This window comes from Halomonas sp. ATBC28 (assembly GCF_005937175.1).
Lineage (GTDB): Bacteria > Pseudomonadota > Gammaproteobacteria > Pseudomonadales > Halomonadaceae > Vreelandella > Vreelandella titanicae.
The window spans coordinates 11,941-29,002 of sequence record NZ_VCQL01000006.1; the positions used below are offsets into that span (position 1 = coordinate 11,941).

Below are 17,062 nucleotides of genomic sequence, written 5' to 3' on the forward strand. Positions count from 1 at the left end.
TCATCGCTATCGTCTAATCGAGAGGGTCTGCTGGCTGGCGCTGTTTCCAGTTTCCGTACAGTCGGTGCCAGCCTTGGTTATGCCGCTCGAAAACGACCGGATGACCATGAAACATACTTAACCGTTTAATATCGCTGAAGGGTATGACATTTAAATGATAGCTGGCGTGGCGAATAGAGGCGCCGTGGCCCACTACCAGCTGTAGTCGTTTAGCCCCCTCAAGTCGCGGCGGTATATCTAAAAGTGCTTGTAAATGGGCAGCGACCCGTTCGCCTGCTTCCAACAGCGATTCCGCGCCGTCGAAGGGCAGTCTGAAATCGCTGGCTGATTTCCAGCCCTTAGGTAAGGGCTCAAGGCGAGGGTCGAGGGCGACGATCCGTTCTATTTCCTGAATGCTCAGATTGGCCAGCGCCCCAACGCTGCGTTCACAAAGGGCCGAAAAACTGCGCGAACAGGGTGGCTCCGCAAACAGCGGCGTTAGCTCTTCGCGGAAGATTTCGGCCGTTTGCCAGGCTCTTAGCAGCGTCGAGCAGTGTATCTCCGCATTGAGCTGATAGCCTGAAGTGGCTAGCCACGCGCCGAACCGACGCGCCTGCTCTCGAACGTCTTCCGCACCCTTTTCCGTGAGCGGGTAGGGCTGCAGGGCGCTGGGTGTATCCGCCAGTTGTGAATATTCACCGTGCCGAATCAGCGCCAGTGCCACCATCAGAGAATGCCTTTGGCTTGGAGCAGCGCAATGGCACGCTCAAAATCGATGGTACCGGTGAGGCGCAGCACTTCAACGCTCGCTAGATGTTCGGCATAGATCTTGGCAGATTGGGCTTGCTCGGCGGGAAAGTGGCCATCCGCGTGCTGAAAAAATGGCCCTGGGCTTTTGCGTAAGCCCTCAAGCGCCTCAGGTGTTTGGGTGATATCCACGCTACTCAGGGCTGTCGGGGCGGTAGCGTCTAATGCCCAGTCCAGCAGTATTAGGTGTTTGAGCGTGCCGGAGAGGGCGGTTTTACCCTCGCCATAGGCGTTAGGAATCAACACATCGTACTTCTGCTCAATATCCCATAGCTGGCTTTTGGGCATGCCGGTAAATCGGTCGCGCTCTTCAGTGGGCAGTATGTCGCTCAAACGCGGGGAGTTGATCAGCGTGCCTGGGTTAACGCGGGGGTGCTTGGCGACACCGATAACGCTTACCTGGTCGTTGTCGGGCTTAAACAGAATCCGGTCATTGGAGAGAAAACGCGCCTTTGCGGTTTCCAGCGCTTTCAGCATTAGCGTCGATTTACCACCACCGGAGCTGGCGGCAATGGCCGTGACGTTTCCATCGATATCAAAGGCCGAGGCGTGGCCGAGTAGGTAACCATCGCGTTGATGATGATTGAGGAACTGGTTGTTAATAAAGTTGATGACTTGCGATGAGTGCTTGTTTAACTCGCCAATCGCAGCTGGCGCCGTTAACGATTGGAACAGCACCATCCCCGTGCGTACTTTATGAATCCAGCGCCCTTGAGGAGTATCCACGTAGGCCTCTTTCAGCCCCAGAGCGCTGGTTTTGGCCCGTGTTACCGCTGTCCACTCGCGGCCGCTGGTATCCGCTTGCTGATCCAACAGCCATACCGGTAGTTCTGGCTGGTCAACGGTATGGACTTCTTTCGGGAGCAAACCAGACGCCGTTAAACCAGCATAGTAAACCTCAAGATGGTCAAGAATTGCTGGGTGGTCGGCCAGCACGCGAATTGTTAAACCATTGAACGTCAGCGGTAACGCATAGGTGCAGGCGGCCTTTGCCTGATTGATTTGTTGATTATCAAAAAGGTTGATCATTCACCTGCCTCTGCTGTCTCTGTCTCTGCTGTCTCGGCCTCAAGCTGGCTAAGCACATAATCACACAGCTTCTCAGCGGCATCGATACCACAGCCTTTTTTCGCGCCGCTAAATCCGCCAAAGGCCGAGACCTCAAAGACCACGGGCCCTTCATCGGTCAATGCAATGTCTACAGTGGTAAAGCTTAGATCGAAGCATGACTGGGCTTTTAGGCCAAGCTCAATCAGCTCAGAGCTTGCATCAAAGGTTCGATATTTGCCCCCGCTGTGAATCGTTGTATTCCACGACTTGTCATCGCCGACACGGGCATAGGTGCACAGGTACTTGCCGCCTAGAAATACCATGCCTAGATCTTGACCGCCCAGGTTGACGAATTTCTGAAGGTAAAAAAGGCCATGCTTAGCCTTAAATTTATTCAGTATTTGAGTATTGGCTTTAACACCATCTGCCGCTTTTAACACCACCATGCCGCGGGCTTTGGTCGAGTAGAGCGGTTTTAAGATCGCCTTTCCGAACGCCTGGATCGCCTCCAGCGCCGCATCAGTGCTCTCGGTTACTCGTGTCGCGGGCAGTGGGACGCCGCCTGATGCCAGGGCGGCGGTGCCCTCAAGACGATTAATCAAGCGGCTTACCTGGTTTGGGCTGCTAAAACAGCGCACCCCATCCTCCTCAAGGCTGCTAAGCATGCGCAGTCGGTCGTCGGCGGCTGGGGAGTAGGTTTCGCTTATTTTTTTGATGATCACGCCGTCAAGCGCGTTGAGCAGGGTGTCCCGATAACGTAACTCGCCGGTTTCAAGTTCCAGCACTACGTCAGCCATATCGATAACGCAGCGGTAGCCGGTGCGCTGTTCCAAATGATTCGCCAAGACCTCGGTTGACCATTTGCCAGGTATCCCAATGACCGCAATTCGCTTATTAATCACTAAAAATATCCTCTAGGGGAAGCCTGTACTTCTCTATTTTCTCAGGGGTTAGAAGTGTTATGGCCTCTAGCAGGTAGCTCGCTCTAAGGGCGAGTCGGTTGGCAAAACGTTTGTCGTAGATAAAGCGCGTAGAGGTGGCAAAGGAGCGCCCCAGCGCGATGGCTAGCCGCGCATCAAAGCTTACATCGTTATTCTCTTTGGCGAACCGGCGCGCAAACTGATAGAGCTGTCTGATCAATCCCATTAGTTCGGCTCTAGGGGCCGCATCCATAATGGGCAGCCGATAAATTGACGCCATCAGAACGGATAAATCCTGAACATAATCAGAATAGGAGGCGCGGTGCAGGTCGATAAAGTAGATGCGATTTTTGAGTTCGTCATAGATGAGGTTGTCGACGTTGAAGTCGCCGTGGATCAGCACGGAAAATGGCGCCCTAAGCTGACGCTCTAGGGACTCTACGCGATCGATCAACTCATCAAAACTGGGGCGGGGCAGTCCGCAAATGGTTTGGTGTGTATGAAACAGTGTCGGGTGCGTGTGGCGGGTTTCGGGCATGCGTTTACGCAACTGCTGCATATACTCGGGTTGAGCCGGCTCGTTAGTACGTGATGTCTTCCAGATCTTTCTCAACGTCCGTTGGAGTGTGTGGGCAAGTTGCTTGGCGGATTTCCACTGGTCGTTTAACAGTAGTGACTCAAGCGTTCGGCCGGGAAGGTGTTCGATCACCATTGAACCCAGCTCATCCCCCTGCTCGACATGGTGCGAGAGAACCGTTGGAGCCACCTTCGGATAGACCCGTTTCCATTGATCTACCCCGTAAAGTTCTTCAATGACTTTCTGGCTTTCACCCTCTTTGTAGACTGCCATCATCTTGCCAGAGGGGGCGTGCTCGGCTCTCAGTGTGGCAATGGTGCTGCCGCTGCGGGTAAGCGCCAGCCGCTCGACGGTAAAGTCGTCATTCTGGGCGGTCATCGCGTGGGCGGCATTTTTCAGTTGCTTGTAATTTTGCAAGCGTACGGCAGGGCCGAAGTTGGCGGCGAGTAGGGCGTCGGCAAGCTCTGAAAGCAGATGAATCATGCGGTTAAGCTGAAAATCCACCACGGCGCTGTTACGCATGCCTGAAGCGTCCTGCTCAAAATCAGTGGTTAAGCGGGCGGTTATTTTGGGAATTCGGCGTCCAATTTTCAGGCCTTGGCGAGTGTTTGCATCATCGATATTAATGATCACCAGCTTCAATGATTTACCCACCAGTCGAATGAGCTTGGCGTACTCTTTTCGCGATTTATCGGGAAGCTGCTTTAGGGCCTTGATGGCGGTGAATTCAAGGCAGGATTGGCCTAACTGGTCAAGTAGTCGGGCTAAGCGCTCAAGGGATTTGGATTGTTGAAAACCCTGCCCATCGACTTTGCGTCGCTGCACATCCATGGCGACGGCGAGCTCAACTTTCTCCACCAGCGTGTTCCTATAGCCTGTGCGATTGATCAGGCGCCGAGAAACGGATTCACTTGGCTGAGTCACATAAACTTCAACTAACTCGAAGTGATTTTCAACTTCGAATCGTAGAAAATAGAAATGCTCCAAAATCGACGTATTGATACGCTGCCTCACCAAGATAACGTGCGCTTAGGTGGTTACTGCTTCTGAGAGTCAACAGTATAAGTAACAGTGCCATCTTTTACGTTACATGTTTCTTACAGTTCAAAGAGTTGTATGAAAAAAAGACGTTTTATCGGTACCCGAATGTGTCTGCCCCGTGAGATTGGCAAGGGGCGGGATCTGCGTCTGGCCAGATACCGAAAAGCCCCCGAGCTAGGGCCGAAAATACTCTTCTTTAGTGGCGGTACGGCACTGAGACATTTTTCTGAGGTGTTGACGGACTATACCCATAATTCCATTCATCTGGTTACCCCTTTTGATTCAGGAGGCAGCTCGGCAGAGTTACGCCGGGCCTTCGCGATGCCTGCGGTGGGCGACCTAAGGGCACGCCTGCTTGCTCTTGCTGATGATTCAGTCACCGGGCACCCTGAGGTGGCTGCGCTTTTTTCACATCGGCTAGTAGCACAGGGGTTGGAAGACGCGGCGGCAAAGGCAGCACTTGAGCAAAGCCTGCAGGCTCTTGTCAGTGCTAAGCACCCGCTGCTCAAGGCAATTGCTGAGCCCATGCGGTCACTGATCCAGAGCTATATCGCCGCATTCTACAAACATATGCCCAAGGATTTTAGCCTCGCTGGTGCCAGTGTCGGGAACCTCATCTTGACCGGCGGCTATCTGATTCATGACCGCTCTCTGGATCCGATCGCCTTTCTCTTTGGTCAACTGATCAAGACCCGCGGCACCGTTCGGACAACGACGGATGCCAACCTTCAATTGGAGGTATTGTTAGAGAACGGTCGAACGATTATTGGTCAACACTGCTTTACCGGCAAAGAGACGGCTCAAATCGATTCGCCCATCAGAGCGATAAAATTATCAGGCGAGGCGGACGATATCGATACCTTGGATGCCTCCAAGGTGTGTAAAGAGACCCGTAAGCTCATTGATTCGGCAGAGCTGTTGGTTTTCCCGCCGGGCAGTTTTTATAGCAGTGTCATTGCCAACCTGCTGCCAAAGGGGGTTGATAAGGCATTGGCTAAAAACCCGTCACCCAAGGTGTATGTGCCAAGCCTGGGAACTGATCTTGAAACGCTTGGCATGACGTTGGTGGATCAGGTTCAAGTGCTCAATGAGCATTTGTCTGGCACACTCGAACCCTTATCGTCTAAGCGGTCTTCAATCGATTTTTTACTGTTTGATTCGCAGCTTCTGAGTGTTTCGGCTGATCAGATTGAGACGCTACGCGATGAAATGGGTATTCAAATTATTGATCTAGATCTTGCGCCGGAGAATGCTGATACCCAACGTTATGATGACGTTAAGCTGGCTGAAGCGCTGCTTGGGTTGACCTGACACCGACATACTCTAAATGACCTTGGGCATTGCTATGCGTCTTAGTTACCAGGGCCCGCTGCCTGAAATGGTGGGGTTTTTGCTATTGCCGCAGTATTCGATGATGGCTTTCTTTGCGGCGGTGGAGCCGCTGCGAATTGCCAACCGCATTGCCCATCGACCGCTGTTCGACTGGACGTTGATTAGCGCTGATGGCGGGCCGGTGACGGCGTCGAACGGTATGACCTTGATGGTGGATCACGCAACGGCGGATGTTCACCATTTGCCCTCGCTTGCGGTATGCAGCGGCTTTACTCCCGAGGCGCATCTTACCCGGCCGTTAATGGCCTGGCTTCATCAGTTGGATCAGGCGGGCTGCTGTTTGGGTGGTATTGATACCGGAGCGTTTCTACTCGCCGCTACAGGGTTGTTAAAGCACGAGCGGGTGGCACTGCACTGGGAGAGTCTGCCCGCGTTTCGTGAGCGTTTTCCGGGTATTGACACTACCGATGAGCTTTACGAGTTGGGCGAGCGGCGCTTCTCCTGTGCGGGTGGGGCAGCGGCGATGGATATGGCGCTGGAAGTGATTGCCCGGCGGCATGGCGCAAAGTTGGCTATCGATGTCTCCGAGCAACTGATCCATGACCGAATTCGCACCCGCAGCGATCAGCAGCGCATGGCGTTGGTGAAGCGCTTAGGTACGCATAACCGGCGCGTTGTGGAGGCGGTTGCGCTGATGGAGCAGAACCTGGAAGAACCGCTCCCCCTTGACGAGATAGCCAGCCAAGTAGAGGTATCGGTGCGCCAGTTGCAGCGTCTGTTTGAGCAGGAGCTAAACGTGACCCCGCGTCAATGGTATTTGCAGCTGCGTGTGAAGCGCGCCCGGCGGCTGCTGGCCGAGACTGACTTAGCGGTATTAGAAGTGGGCGTGGCCTGTGGGTTTAGTTCGTCGTCGAGCTTTGCGCGTACGTTTCGTGCGCATTACGGCTACTCGCCTCGGCAGGTGCGTTCTGCCATAGCGGAGAAGACCTTTAAAGCGCAATGAGTGTCGCTTAATGCCTGATAAGCGTCGCTTAGTGTCTAGTGATAGGGGAGTAGCCGCGCATACTAGCTAAACCCAACTAATAAAGAGGTTTAGCCAAATGTCGGTCACAACTAGCTTCGCCACCACTAGCTCTGCCACTACCAGCCCTACCACTACTAAGACGCTGTCGTTGACAGCGAGCTTTTTACTCGCTGCGTTTGCTGCCACACCCGCTATGGCAGAGCTTGATGAACTGCGCTTTGGGGTGCCGCCGTGGCCTGGGGTGACGGTAAAGTCTGAAGTGGCGGCCCAGCTACTTGAGACCATGGGGTACGAGACCCGACAGCAAGATTTAGCCGTGAGCGTTATCCTCGAAGGCTTAACGCGGAACGACTTGGAAATTTATCTAGGCGGCTGGTATCCCGTTCAGACTGATATGGTCGAGCCCCTGGTGGCCGACGGTAAAGTCGAAAAAGTGGTTTCCAATATCCGCGGCGCCAATTCCGGGCTAGTGGTTCCCCAGTATGTTTACGATGCAGGCGTCACCACGGTGGCTGAGCTGGCAGAGCATCACGACCGCTTCGATGGTGAAATTCAGGGGATTGAAGCAGGCACCGGTATTAACGATGCGATTCTCAATGCCATCGATAATGATCTTGCGGGGCTGGGCGATTGGCAGCTCCGTGAAAGCTCCACTTCGGCCATGCTGGCCCAGGCTGAGCAAAAAATGGCCGATGAAGAGTGGGTGACCTTTGTCGGCTGGGAGCCTCACTGGATGAACGTGAGCTTCGATCTGGCCTATTTAGCCGATAGCGATGATGCGGGCGTGGCTTCTATTGAAAGCACGGTATGGACAATTACCCCTGCCAGCCTGGCGGAAGAAGCGCCTGAGGTTCACCGCTTTCTGTCGCAGTACGTGATCGATATCGAAGATCAGAATGACTGGGTGCACGAGTACAGCTACGAAGAGCGCCCGGCGGATGAAGTGGCTAATGAGTGGATCGGCAACAACCTGGATACCGTTGCCGAGTGGCTGGAGGGTGTTGAAACCCGCGATGGGGAATCCGCCATCGAGCAAGTTCGGGCCCAATACGGTTCTTAATAGTAAAGCTCGGCTCTTAATCACACGATTCGTAAAGCCTAAGCAGCGATAATGCCAAACAGCGCCTTATTAATTAAGGCGCTGTTTTAGTTTTTGGCAAAAGTCCTGCCAAGCCGCACTCATACCGGGTAGCAGCGCATGAGCGTGAAGGGCGGCATGAACCATGTTCGGGGCGCAGCGATAGCCTACCGAGGCACCTTCCTCGCGCCAATTGGCTATTGCGGCTTCGATGGGGAGTGTCAGTGGATCCCTCTCCACGGTCAGCATTTCAATGCTTGCGGCAGGAGGGCGGCGATCACGCTGAGTAGCAATGATGTCAGGACACTGTTGACGAATGTCGAGTACATCATCCCGTGAAAGTAGCGGCGCATCTTCTCCCAAGCATTCAAGGGAAAGCGCGCCAACGGTTGGGTAGATCAATCCTAGCGGTGGCGCTTCATTCTGCTGATGGGCAAGGTCAATGGCTAATCGCCCGCCCGCGCTGTCACCCACCAGCGCAACAGGATAAATCGCTTCTAACACCGTACGGCAGTCTGCCAGCATGGTGGGGTAATCTACCTCTGGTGCCAGCCGATAGTTAACGCTTACCACTTCACGCTCAAGCATCTGGGCCAAGCTGGCGGCGGGGCCATGGTGGCTCTCTGTTGAGCCGATGGTAAAACCGCCGCCATGGATAAACAGCACGCAGCCGGGCGTTCGCTGCTGGGGAATAAAACGACGCACGCGAACACCACCCAAAGCGCTATTTTCGACCCGCATTCCAGCCGGGTCGGGTGGGGCGAACGTTTGGCAAAGCTCAACGTAGGCGCGCCGCGCTTGAGGTAATTGTAGCTCCTTTATCTTTGCCAGCCCGGCGTTAAAGCGCTGAATAAAGTCGTCCACGATCATCGCTACTGTAACCCTTAGCGCCGCATACCAATGGTGCGGCCAGCAAGCTCGGGCCAAGCGTCTTTATGAGCTTGGGGTAGTTCTGTCACGCGATTTGCGACCGCTTCTGGAAACGGGCTTGGATGCCCAGAGGCTTGTTTCATGCCCATCAACATCTGCTCGCTGGTGGCTATCAGGTTATCTTCTTCATCGAACAGGGTGAAAAAGACGTGCAGGCGCTTTGTGTCGCTATCCAGTAGTGTCAGGCTGACGTTCAGGGCTTGGCCTTGGTGGGCCTCGCGGCGGTAGCAGAGGTGCGTTTCCAAGGTATAGATCGTGTAGCCATAGTGTTCTCGGCCCGCTTCATCCAACCCAATGGTGTCGATAAGCGCCTCGCAGGCCAGAGAGAAGACGCGGGCGTACTCCGCGTCGTTCATATGCCCGTTGTAGTCGACCCACTCGGGAGCGACGTGGGTTTTATAAATAATCATTAAATGCGCCCCTGTAAGCCTTCGGCTTCCGGCCAATATTTTTGCACCACCTCGAGCAGCTCGACTAAAAAGTCATCCCGGCGCCGGTCGAGCGTAGCCACTGAACGTCCTGCCGCTTGATGCTCACACCCCTCGACGACTTTATCAATCAGTTCATCGGTGAGTTCCGGGGCCTCCAGCTTGGTCCAGGGCAGTTTTAGCGCTGGGCCAAATTGCTCCAGCATATGGCGCATGCCTGGCTCGCCGCCCGCTAGGTGGAAGGTTAAGAACGTGCCCATCAACGGCCAGCGGAGTCCACAGCCGTAAACCACGGCGGCATCGATCTCCTCGGTGGTCGCCACGCCATCGTTAACCAGATGCAGGGCTTCCCGCCACAGCGCCTCCATTAAGCGGTCGGCAATGTGGCCCTCGATTTCTCGGCGAACCACCAGTGGGCGCATGGCGAGCGCCTGATACAGCCTCTGGGCGCTGGCGGTCTGTGTGGGCTGGGTTGACTCACCCCCAACAAGCTCTACCAATGGCAGTAAATACACCGGGTTGAAGGGGTGAGCGACGATCACGCGCCCAGGCGCTTGTTGGCACTGCTGCTGCAGGTCGGTGGGTTTAAAGCCGGAGGTAGACGAGCCAATAATGACGTTCGGTGAGGCAGCAGCGTCAATCGCGGCTAAAATCTCTTGTTTTAGCGGTCGGCGCTCGGGCACGTTTTCCTGAATCAGGTCCGCACCATCCACGGCTTTTTCAATCGTATCCGCAAAGGTTAACCGCTCAGGGCTAGCATCGGGTGCTAAACCGAGCTGGGTTAACGAGGGCCAGGCATTGTCGATAAACGATTGGGTACGCGCTGGCGCCTGGGGATCTGGGTCGAAGGCGACGACGTCCCATCCTTGGGCGAGGGCGCGGGCAATCCAACCGTTGCCAATCACGCCGGTACCAATCACGGCTAAGCGGCTCATACATCACCTCCGACTGCGTTACCCATGATACGTCCGGTCATCGGGTCGCGTAGTTTGAGATGAACGCGGGTTTCTGCAGGCGTCATTACTCGGGCGCCGAGGTTTTCAATAATGGTCGACGCTTTCTCGACCAGTTGGCCGTTGTTGGCCAACACGCCTTTCTCTAAAAACAGGTTATCTTCCAACCCAACCCTAGCGTGGCCACCCAGCAGCACCGCCTGGGCGACCATGGGCATTTGATGTCGACCAATGCCGAAGGCGGCCCAGTTAGCGTTGGCAGGTAATTTGTTGCGCATGGTCAGCATCGTTTCTGTGTCCGCTTCAGCACCCCAGGGAATACCCAGACAGAGCTGATAGAGCGGGTCGCCATCGATCAAGCCCTCTTGCTGAAGCTGGCGGGCAAACCAGACGTGGCCCAGATCAAAGCACTCCAGCTCAGGCTTAACGCCTGCGGCCTGAACTAGGCGGGCGTGTTCACGCAGCCAGTCTGCGGGGTTTACGTAGACCATATCGCCAAAATTGAGGCTGCCGCAGTCCAGCGTACACAGCTCGGGGAGCAGTTCGCCGACCGGGGCGTGACGCTCGGCGGGTGTTTGGATATCGGTGCCTGGGCCGCCGCGCGTTGGGTCGGTGGCATCGGGTATCCAGTCGCCGCCGCCACCAGCGGTGATGTTCATCACAATATCCACATCGGCCTCGCGTACGCGCTCCATCACTTCGCGGAACTGCTCAGTAGAGTGGCTGATGCCGCCGGTCTCCGGGTCGCGAACATGGATATGCGCGATGCTGGCCCCGGCATGCGCCGCTTCAATGCAGGAAGCTGCAATGGCCTTGGGTGTAACAGGCACATTGGGGTTTTTTGCGGTGGTATCTCCCGCGCCCGTCACGGCACAGGTGAGAATGACATTGCGGTTCATGGCGTGCTCTCTAGTCAGCGGTTTATTCGCTTACTAGTGTGTCGCCGTGTGCAGACATTAGTTGTCATAAAGCGACATTCGCTATACATAAGATGCGATTTTTGATCTCGGCTAATTAATACCCGGTCATTTCCAAATAACCCTCGCCAAGCGGTTCGCCGCTGGCGCGGTCGTTGACCACCACTTCACCTTCCCAGTAGGGCACGCTGGTGGTCATCCAGCGGTTGGCGTGGGGCGCTTCGATGTTGATGTCGATCCCTACTGACGGTATTTCCAGCCGCCATTGGGTGGGCACATTGCGACCGGCGACAGCCGACGTTGCCAGCGGCGTTAGGGTAATGTCATCTGATGCTAAGGGGGTGGCGTCGCCTTGGGGAGTAATCCAGGTGCCGGAGCGGTAGTCGGCGTTTTGAGCGGAGCCACCACGTAGTTGAAACGCCATCAGCTTGTGGCCGTCATTAAGGTGAATCGAGAACCAGTCCCAGCCTGATTGGCGGGCATCAAGCAGTTGGCTGCTCCACTCACGATCCAGCCAGCCGCGTCCGCTAACGGTTTTTGTCTCGCCGTTAATGGTGGCTTCGCCGTTTATCCGCCAGAAGGGCTGACTGTAGTACATGGAGCCCTGGCCATTGGCGGCTTTCTGGCTAAAACCCTGTTCGCCGTGAAGCACCAGCGGCCCCTCTGCAGTCAGTTCTAAACGGTAGCCAAAACGCGATGCACCCTCGCCGCTGTAGGCGGTTAGTGTAAGGTGATTAAAATCGCTGCTGTCGGCTTCTTCGTTAGCTTTAAGCTGCCAATCATCCAGCCAGGCATGAAAGGGGCTAATCATTACGCCTGCTTGGCTGTCCTGAGGAGTATTCAATGAGGCCTGTGAATGGCTGCGCCCGAAACGTTCGGCCACCTGGTGTTGCTCGCCCTGGGAGATCGCCATATGGGCCATCCAGAGTTGATCGGCTGCCCAGGGCGTTGGCTCAGGGCGTTCGTTGGGAGGCATCAGCGCCTGGCGAAAGAGCGTCCACTGCAGGCCGACGGGCTCTCCTGCGGTATCTTCAAGGTTGGCGGTGAGATACCACCATTCAATGCGGTAGTCCGGGTGGGCGGCGTGCTCTTGTGGAAAACTGAGCGGCTGATTAGGCTCGGCATGCCTAAAACCATCGGCGTCTTGTCCTAAACCGGCAAAGCCTGTGCTGTTGGTTTCGGTTTGATTCTCTTCGCCACAGCCGAAAAGTGTCAGCGCCACAGTGGCTATCAGTAGAAGACGCAAGGTTAGTCGAAGCCTTAAGCTCATTGATTGGCCTCTTCTGCCAGTAAGGCCCGCGGTGAGGCGCGCCAGAAACGCAGCGTGGGCAGGGCTGCTGCCAGGAGTGCCACACCAACGGCGGTGGCCAGAGTAACGGCCATTTGCCCAGGAAATAGATAGAGCGGTAGTCGCCAGCCGAAGGCGGCCACATTAATAATCGCCACTAATCCCCAGGTAATCGCGATACCCAGTGGAATGGCCAGCAGGCCGGTGGCTAATGCGGCACCGCTTAGTTGTGCCAGATTTAATTGTGCCAGCTGTGTTCGGGGAACGCCCAGCGCCCATAGCGGCGCTAACTGTTGGCGTCGGCTGCGGGCCTGGGTCAGTAGGCTGGCGAGAAGCGCCAGTGCCGCTACCGCTAGGGTTAATACATTGAGCGCGCGGGTAATGGTAAAGGTACGCTCAAAAATCTCGGTGGCAATACGCTTGATCTCGCGCTGATCGCTCAGCGCATCGCTACCGAGGTCAAAGCGTTCGAGCAGGGCAGCACGCAGGGAATCAATATCAGCCTCGTCACTCAGCACTAACCCCATGGAGCTAGGTGGAGCATCAAAACGCGCGGCAAGCTGGGGCGATGCCATTAGCACCTGCCCGCTGGGGTTGCCGTAGTCGGGATAAATAGCGGAGATGGTCAGCGTTTCATTGGCGCCAGGCGCGTTCAGCGTCAGGCGATCACCGGGGGAGAGGTTCTCTGCAGTGGCAAGTTGCTCGTTAATAAAAATCGCGCCATCACTAAAGGCTGCCCAGGCGGATGAGCGGTCTTGTTGGGTTGCCAGCAGCGGCCAGTGCGGAGTGAGTGATTCGCCAGGGGTAATGCCGTAAAGCTCGATAGGCGTGCCTAAAGAGCGGCTACCTTCCGGCGTTGTAGCGGCCTGTAGTGTTGCATCGCTGCGCCGTGTGAGCAGGCGCTCGAAGACCTCCGGGCGATCAGCCAGCCAAGCATCAATATCCGCATATTGCTCGGCGGGGGCATTCAAGTAGAGCGGGGCGACCAAGCGCTGATCGAGCCAGTCTAAAAACGTCAGGCGAAAGCCGCCGACCATGCTACCGACCCCCAGATTGGTCGCCAGGGCGATAAGTAGTGCCATCATGGCCAGTGACAGCCTAGGTAGCTGAAGCTGCATATCCGCCAGTGCCCAGTGAATAAGTGGGAGCCGCCGGGCGAGGTACGTCAGCGCTTTTAGTAGCAGTGCTAAACAGGGCGGCAGCCACAGGGCGCTAGCCAGAAGTAACGCCGCTACCAGCGTAAAGCCTGTCACTAATCCATCGCCAGGGGGCTGAAAGCGAAGCCAAACATACAATGCTAGTGCAACGCCCATCGCGAAAGTGCCGCCGATGCTCATTAGCGATAATTGGCGGCGGTAACCGCTACGCCAGGCCTGCATCTGACCCAGCTCCAACATGTTTAAGCGGGCCGCGCGCCATAGCACGCCGCTGCCTGCCAGCAGTAGTCCGCCAAGGCTAACCGCCAGCCCACCGACCCAGTAATGCCAGGGCAGGTTGAGCTCTTGCCCGATGCCTGCGCCATAAAGTGAGCCCAGGGTTGCCGCGACATCGGGCAGTAACAAACGTGCCAGCCATACGCCGCTGGCAATACCGGCAAGTGCTCCGATTAGGCCGAGCAGGAGCAGCTCTAAGCTGAGCGCTAGCACTAAACTGCGCCCTGATACACCCAGCACTCGCAGGGTGCGCAGCATGCCCAGGCGTTGCTCCAACGCTAGGCCTAGCGCTGCTTGAACGATGAATAGCCCCACGACCCAGGCAAGTAGCCCCAGTGCGGTAAGGTTCAGGTGAAAGCTTTCGGTCAGTTGACCAGGGGAGGCAAGCGTGGTGGCGCGGGTGAGCGTTAATCCCGGGGGCGCTTCAGTGAGTGCCCCCGGGGCGGCCACGATGCGCGTAAGCTGGTCGCCGCTTTCAAGCAACCGCGCTGCGGCGGCAATATCCATGATCAGCGTGTCTGGGGGTAGTGCTGGCGCTAAAACGAGCGGCGGGAGTGTTTTGCCATCTGCCAAGGTCGGGGTGGCAGCCGATGCATTCTCGCGCGTTATCCCTAGGGCTTCCAAAGCGTCAGGCGCTACGCGTGTTTGCCACGGGGGCGTTAGAAAGTCACTTAACGACGCGGAGGTGTTGGCTTGAGCCAGCGCGTTATCGTTGGAAAGGGTCAGTGGGTCAATGCCGATCAGAGTTAGCCGGGTGCCATCTTGGGTAACGACTTCACCCTCTAGCATGGGCGATACGGGCAAGCCTGCTTGATGCAGGGCGTGATACTCGGCACGACTGAATGGCATGCCATCGCGCCGCTCAAGCTGATCCAGCTGGGTGTCAAACAGCGCATCGGCGCGGGTGTAGCTGTCGCGAGCGGTGGCGTTGATCGCCTGGATGCCACTCCATAGGGCACTAGCCACCCATAGTCCGAGCAGCAGCATTATCAGTTGGCCGGGGTGGCGCCGGTAGTGGCTAAGTAGCGTGGATAGCACCCGGGTCATAGTGCCGCTTCTAGTAGATGACCGTGGCTTAGACGTAGGCAGCGATCAAGCGGAGCCGCCACTTGGGGGCTGTGGGTGACAATGAGCAGGGCGCACTGAGTTTCGCGAACCAGGCTCAATAGCAGTTCAAGCACCTCGCCTGCGGTGGTTTCATCCAAATTGCCCGTGGGTTCATCGGCAAGCAGCAGAGGTGGGCGCGGCGCCAGAGCACGACCAATAGCTAAGCGCTGCTGCTGCCCGCCAGAGAGCTGCTCCGGGTAACGTGTTTCCATGCCACTCAGCCCAAGCCGCTCAATTAAGTGGTCTGTCCAGTCGGCATCGTCGCGATTGGCTAAGCGCGCCTGTAAGCGCAGATTGTCGATGACCGTTAAGCTGGGCACCAAGTGGAATTGCTGGAAGACTAAACCCAGTTGCTCGCGGCGTAGCTTGGCGCGCGTGGGCTCAGGTAGAGACGCGACATTCTGGTTTTCGAAGCTAACTGTTCCTTGGTCGGGAAGATCTAAACCGGCGGCAAGATGCAGTAGGGTGGATTTGCCGCTCCCAGATTCTCCCATTAGCGCCAGGCTTTCTCCTGCCGCGAGACGAAGGGAGACATCGTTGAGCACGTTCAGCGGCCCTTGTGGCGTCGTGTAGGTTTTATGTACCTGATGAAATTCCAGCATGGCTGCCTTTGTTGTCCATTAAGGTAGAGGCTAGTTGATGCTAGTTTGGAGCCCCTGGCGCGCCGCGCTCCCCATATACTGCTATTCCACCCCTGCCCGTGCGTTTAATGAAATACATACTTTTATCCGCGGCATCAATAAGCTCGCCCGCATCGCCAAATCCGCCATCGTTCAGGCAGGCAATGCCAATCGAAACGGAGACATAGATAGGGTGCTGGTCGTTGTGAGACATGGGCGTTTTTTCTAAACGCTGGGCAATACGTTTGGCGAATACTTGAGCTGCCTGGGCATCTTCATCTGGCAAAATGACCAGAAACTCTTCGCCTCCCCAGCGCCCCGCAAGATCGCCTTCACGAATAAGCGACTGCAGCGTTTTGCCGAATTTTTGCAGCACGTTGTCGCCCATTTGGTGGCCGTATTGATCGTTGAGCTTCTTAAAGTGGTCAAGGTCAATAAATACCACTGACATGATGCGAGACTGTTCCTGGCATAAGGCAAAGCGCTTATGCATCTGCTCTTCAAGCCAGGATCGGTTGGCAAGACCGGTGAGCATATCGGTTCGTGAACGCTCTTCTAACTCATCTTGTCGTTGACGCAGGGAGGCGAGCTCTACTTGTTGCGTTTCAAAGCGCGCTTTGAGCTGTAACGTCTGTTGGAACAGCAGTTGTTGAGCCTCGGCAAGCAACGATTCGTTATCCTGCAAAGGGGGGGCCGTCATTTGCAGCATGTCCGCCAGCGCTGGCAACTGTTCCTGAATATTCTCTAACAAAAGCCGTAATGAGATCGCATGGGCGCCCTGGTAGGTTTCAAACTCTCGTACCACGGCGACGAGCGACTGCGCAGGATGTGAAGAGAGCCAGGCGTCGGCGATGGGCCCAGACAGCTGAATGCAAAGCCTATCGGCGGCGGTAATGTCGTACTCATTGTGGCTATCGCAGATACGCTGAGCGAGCGGTGTTGGAACACCCCATTTGGCAGCAAGCCAAGCACCTACTTGAGAGTGATCGCAGCCAAAAAGGCGCTGTTCCGACTCGGATAACTGTCGATGAGAGAGTGCGGCTTCAGCATACAACTCATGGCTCTCTTTAGGGTATGTTGCCCTTAAAGTCATGATGCCAATGTCTTGTAGTAAGGCGGCAGTGAAAACGGGCCCCGCCATGTCCGGGCAAAGCTGTATGGCAAGGTGTCGTGCTGCTAACGAGGCGATGATAGAGCGCATCCATACCCGCTGGTAATGGGCGTCAATACCTCTGTTTTGAAGCAGGCTGAAGCTCATTACCGCTGCCAGCGTGGTGTCTAACCCCAAACGTGCCGTTGCTTCTTGGCACGCATGTACCTTTATATGACTACGTGAGAAAAAAGCGCTATTGGCAAGGGTAATGATACGCATGCTCAAGGCAGGATCACGCTCGATAGCATTGGCGTAGTCGTTTACCGACGGATGCTCAGTACGTGCCACTTTTAAAACGTTAACGGCGACAGCAGGGAGGGTAGGTAAGTTTGGACACTTGAGTAGATCAGCTATCAAAAATAACGGTAATTCTGTCGTTAAGACCAGGTCTTTCGAATTATCCTTTGCCTGGATGGCCTGCATTA

At 55.8% G+C, this 17,062-nt stretch carries 15 protein-coding genes; 3 read left to right on the plus strand and 12 right to left on the minus strand.

The annotated features are described in order from the left end of the window. Positions 1-13: 13 nt before the first annotated feature. From E0L35_RS08045 to E0L35_RS08060, 4 genes are read right to left on the minus strand one after another with little or no spacing between them, the layout of a single operon-like run. Complete coding sequence (locus tag E0L35_RS08045) at positions 14-706, minus strand: histidine phosphatase family protein (RefSeq protein ID WP_138800008.1); 693 nt, start codon at positions 704-706, stop codon at positions 14-16. Then, positions 706-1,815, minus strand: coding sequence for an HprK-related kinase B (locus tag E0L35_RS08050; RefSeq protein ID WP_138800009.1), 1,110 nt, complete (start codon positions 1,813-1,815; stop codon positions 706-708). Before E0L35_RS08050 ends, E0L35_RS08045 begins: the two co-directional genes overlap by 1 nt. Continuing rightward, positions 1,812-2,738, minus strand: a complete 927-nt coding sequence (locus E0L35_RS08055; RefSeq protein ID WP_022524067.1) for a GAK system ATP-grasp enzyme — start codon at positions 2,736-2,738, stop codon at positions 1,812-1,814. The genes E0L35_RS08050 and E0L35_RS08055 overlap by 4 nt, the downstream gene beginning before the upstream one ends. Continuing rightward, complete coding sequence (locus tag E0L35_RS08060; RefSeq protein ID WP_053857087.1) at positions 2,731-4,191, minus strand: aminoglycoside phosphotransferase family protein; 1,461 nt, start codon at positions 4,189-4,191, stop codon at positions 2,731-2,733. Before E0L35_RS08060 ends, E0L35_RS08055 begins: the two co-directional genes overlap by 8 nt. Positions 4,192-4,449: 258 nt before the next feature. On the opposite strand from E0L35_RS08060, the gene E0L35_RS08065 reads away from it, so the two are divergent. From E0L35_RS08065 to E0L35_RS08075, 3 genes are all read left to right on the plus strand, one after another. Next, positions 4,450-5,685, plus strand: coding sequence for a GAK system CofD-like protein (locus tag E0L35_RS08065; protein WP_022524065.1), 1,236 nt, complete (start codon positions 4,450-4,452; stop codon positions 5,683-5,685). A 34-nt stretch (positions 5,686-5,719) separates the two neighbouring features. Beyond that, positions 5,720-6,709 (plus strand): GlxA family transcriptional regulator, encoded by a 990-nt coding sequence (locus E0L35_RS08070; protein ID WP_052475578.1) that lies wholly within the window; start codon positions 5,720-5,722, stop codon positions 6,707-6,709. A 97-nt stretch (positions 6,710-6,806) separates the two neighbouring features. Next, a complete protein-coding gene (locus E0L35_RS08075; protein ID WP_022524063.1) occupies positions 6,807-7,790 on the plus strand; it encodes an ABC transporter substrate-binding protein in 984 nt (327 codons plus the stop codon). Positions 7,791-7,859: 69 nt separating this feature from the next. Here the strand turns inward: E0L35_RS08075 and E0L35_RS08080 are convergent, their stop codons facing one another. From E0L35_RS08080 to E0L35_RS08115, 8 genes are all read right to left on the minus strand, one after another. Beyond that, a complete protein-coding gene (locus E0L35_RS08080) occupies positions 7,860-8,678 on the minus strand; it encodes an alpha/beta hydrolase (RefSeq protein ID WP_022524062.1) in 819 nt (272 codons plus the stop codon). Positions 8,679-8,692: 14 nt separating this feature from the next. Continuing rightward, positions 8,693-9,148 (minus strand): thioesterase family protein, encoded by a 456-nt coding sequence (locus E0L35_RS08085; RefSeq protein WP_022524061.1) that lies wholly within the window; start codon positions 9,146-9,148, stop codon positions 8,693-8,695. Beyond that, a complete protein-coding gene (locus tag E0L35_RS08090) occupies positions 9,148-10,101 on the minus strand; it encodes an L-carnitine dehydrogenase (protein WP_022524060.1) in 954 nt (317 codons plus the stop codon). Before E0L35_RS08090 ends, E0L35_RS08085 begins: the two co-directional genes overlap by 1 nt. Then, complete coding sequence (locus E0L35_RS08095) at positions 10,098-11,018, minus strand: 3-keto-5-aminohexanoate cleavage protein (RefSeq protein ID WP_138800010.1); 921 nt, start codon at positions 11,016-11,018, stop codon at positions 10,098-10,100. Before E0L35_RS08095 ends, E0L35_RS08090 begins: the two co-directional genes overlap by 4 nt. 115 nt (positions 11,019-11,133) lie before the next feature. Then, the gene (locus E0L35_RS08100) at positions 11,134-12,306 is read right to left on the minus strand and encodes a lipocalin-like domain-containing protein (RefSeq protein ID WP_138800011.1); all 1,173 of its coding nucleotides are present in this window, start codon (positions 12,304-12,306) and stop codon (positions 11,134-11,136) included. Further along, on the minus strand, positions 12,303-14,804 hold the full coding sequence (locus tag E0L35_RS08105) for an ABC transporter permease (RefSeq protein WP_138800012.1): 2,502 nt from the start codon (positions 14,802-14,804) through the stop codon (positions 12,303-12,305). Before E0L35_RS08105 ends, E0L35_RS08100 begins: the two co-directional genes overlap by 4 nt. After that, complete coding sequence (locus E0L35_RS08110) at positions 14,801-15,466, minus strand: ABC transporter ATP-binding protein (RefSeq protein ID WP_138800013.1); 666 nt, start codon at positions 15,464-15,466, stop codon at positions 14,801-14,803. Before E0L35_RS08110 ends, E0L35_RS08105 begins: the two co-directional genes overlap by 4 nt. A gap of 40 nt (positions 15,467-15,506) precedes the next feature. Continuing rightward, complete coding sequence (locus E0L35_RS08115; RefSeq protein ID WP_138800014.1) at positions 15,507-17,060, minus strand: GGDEF domain-containing protein; 1,554 nt, start codon at positions 17,058-17,060, stop codon at positions 15,507-15,509. Between the last annotated feature and the right edge of the window lie 2 nt (positions 17,061-17,062).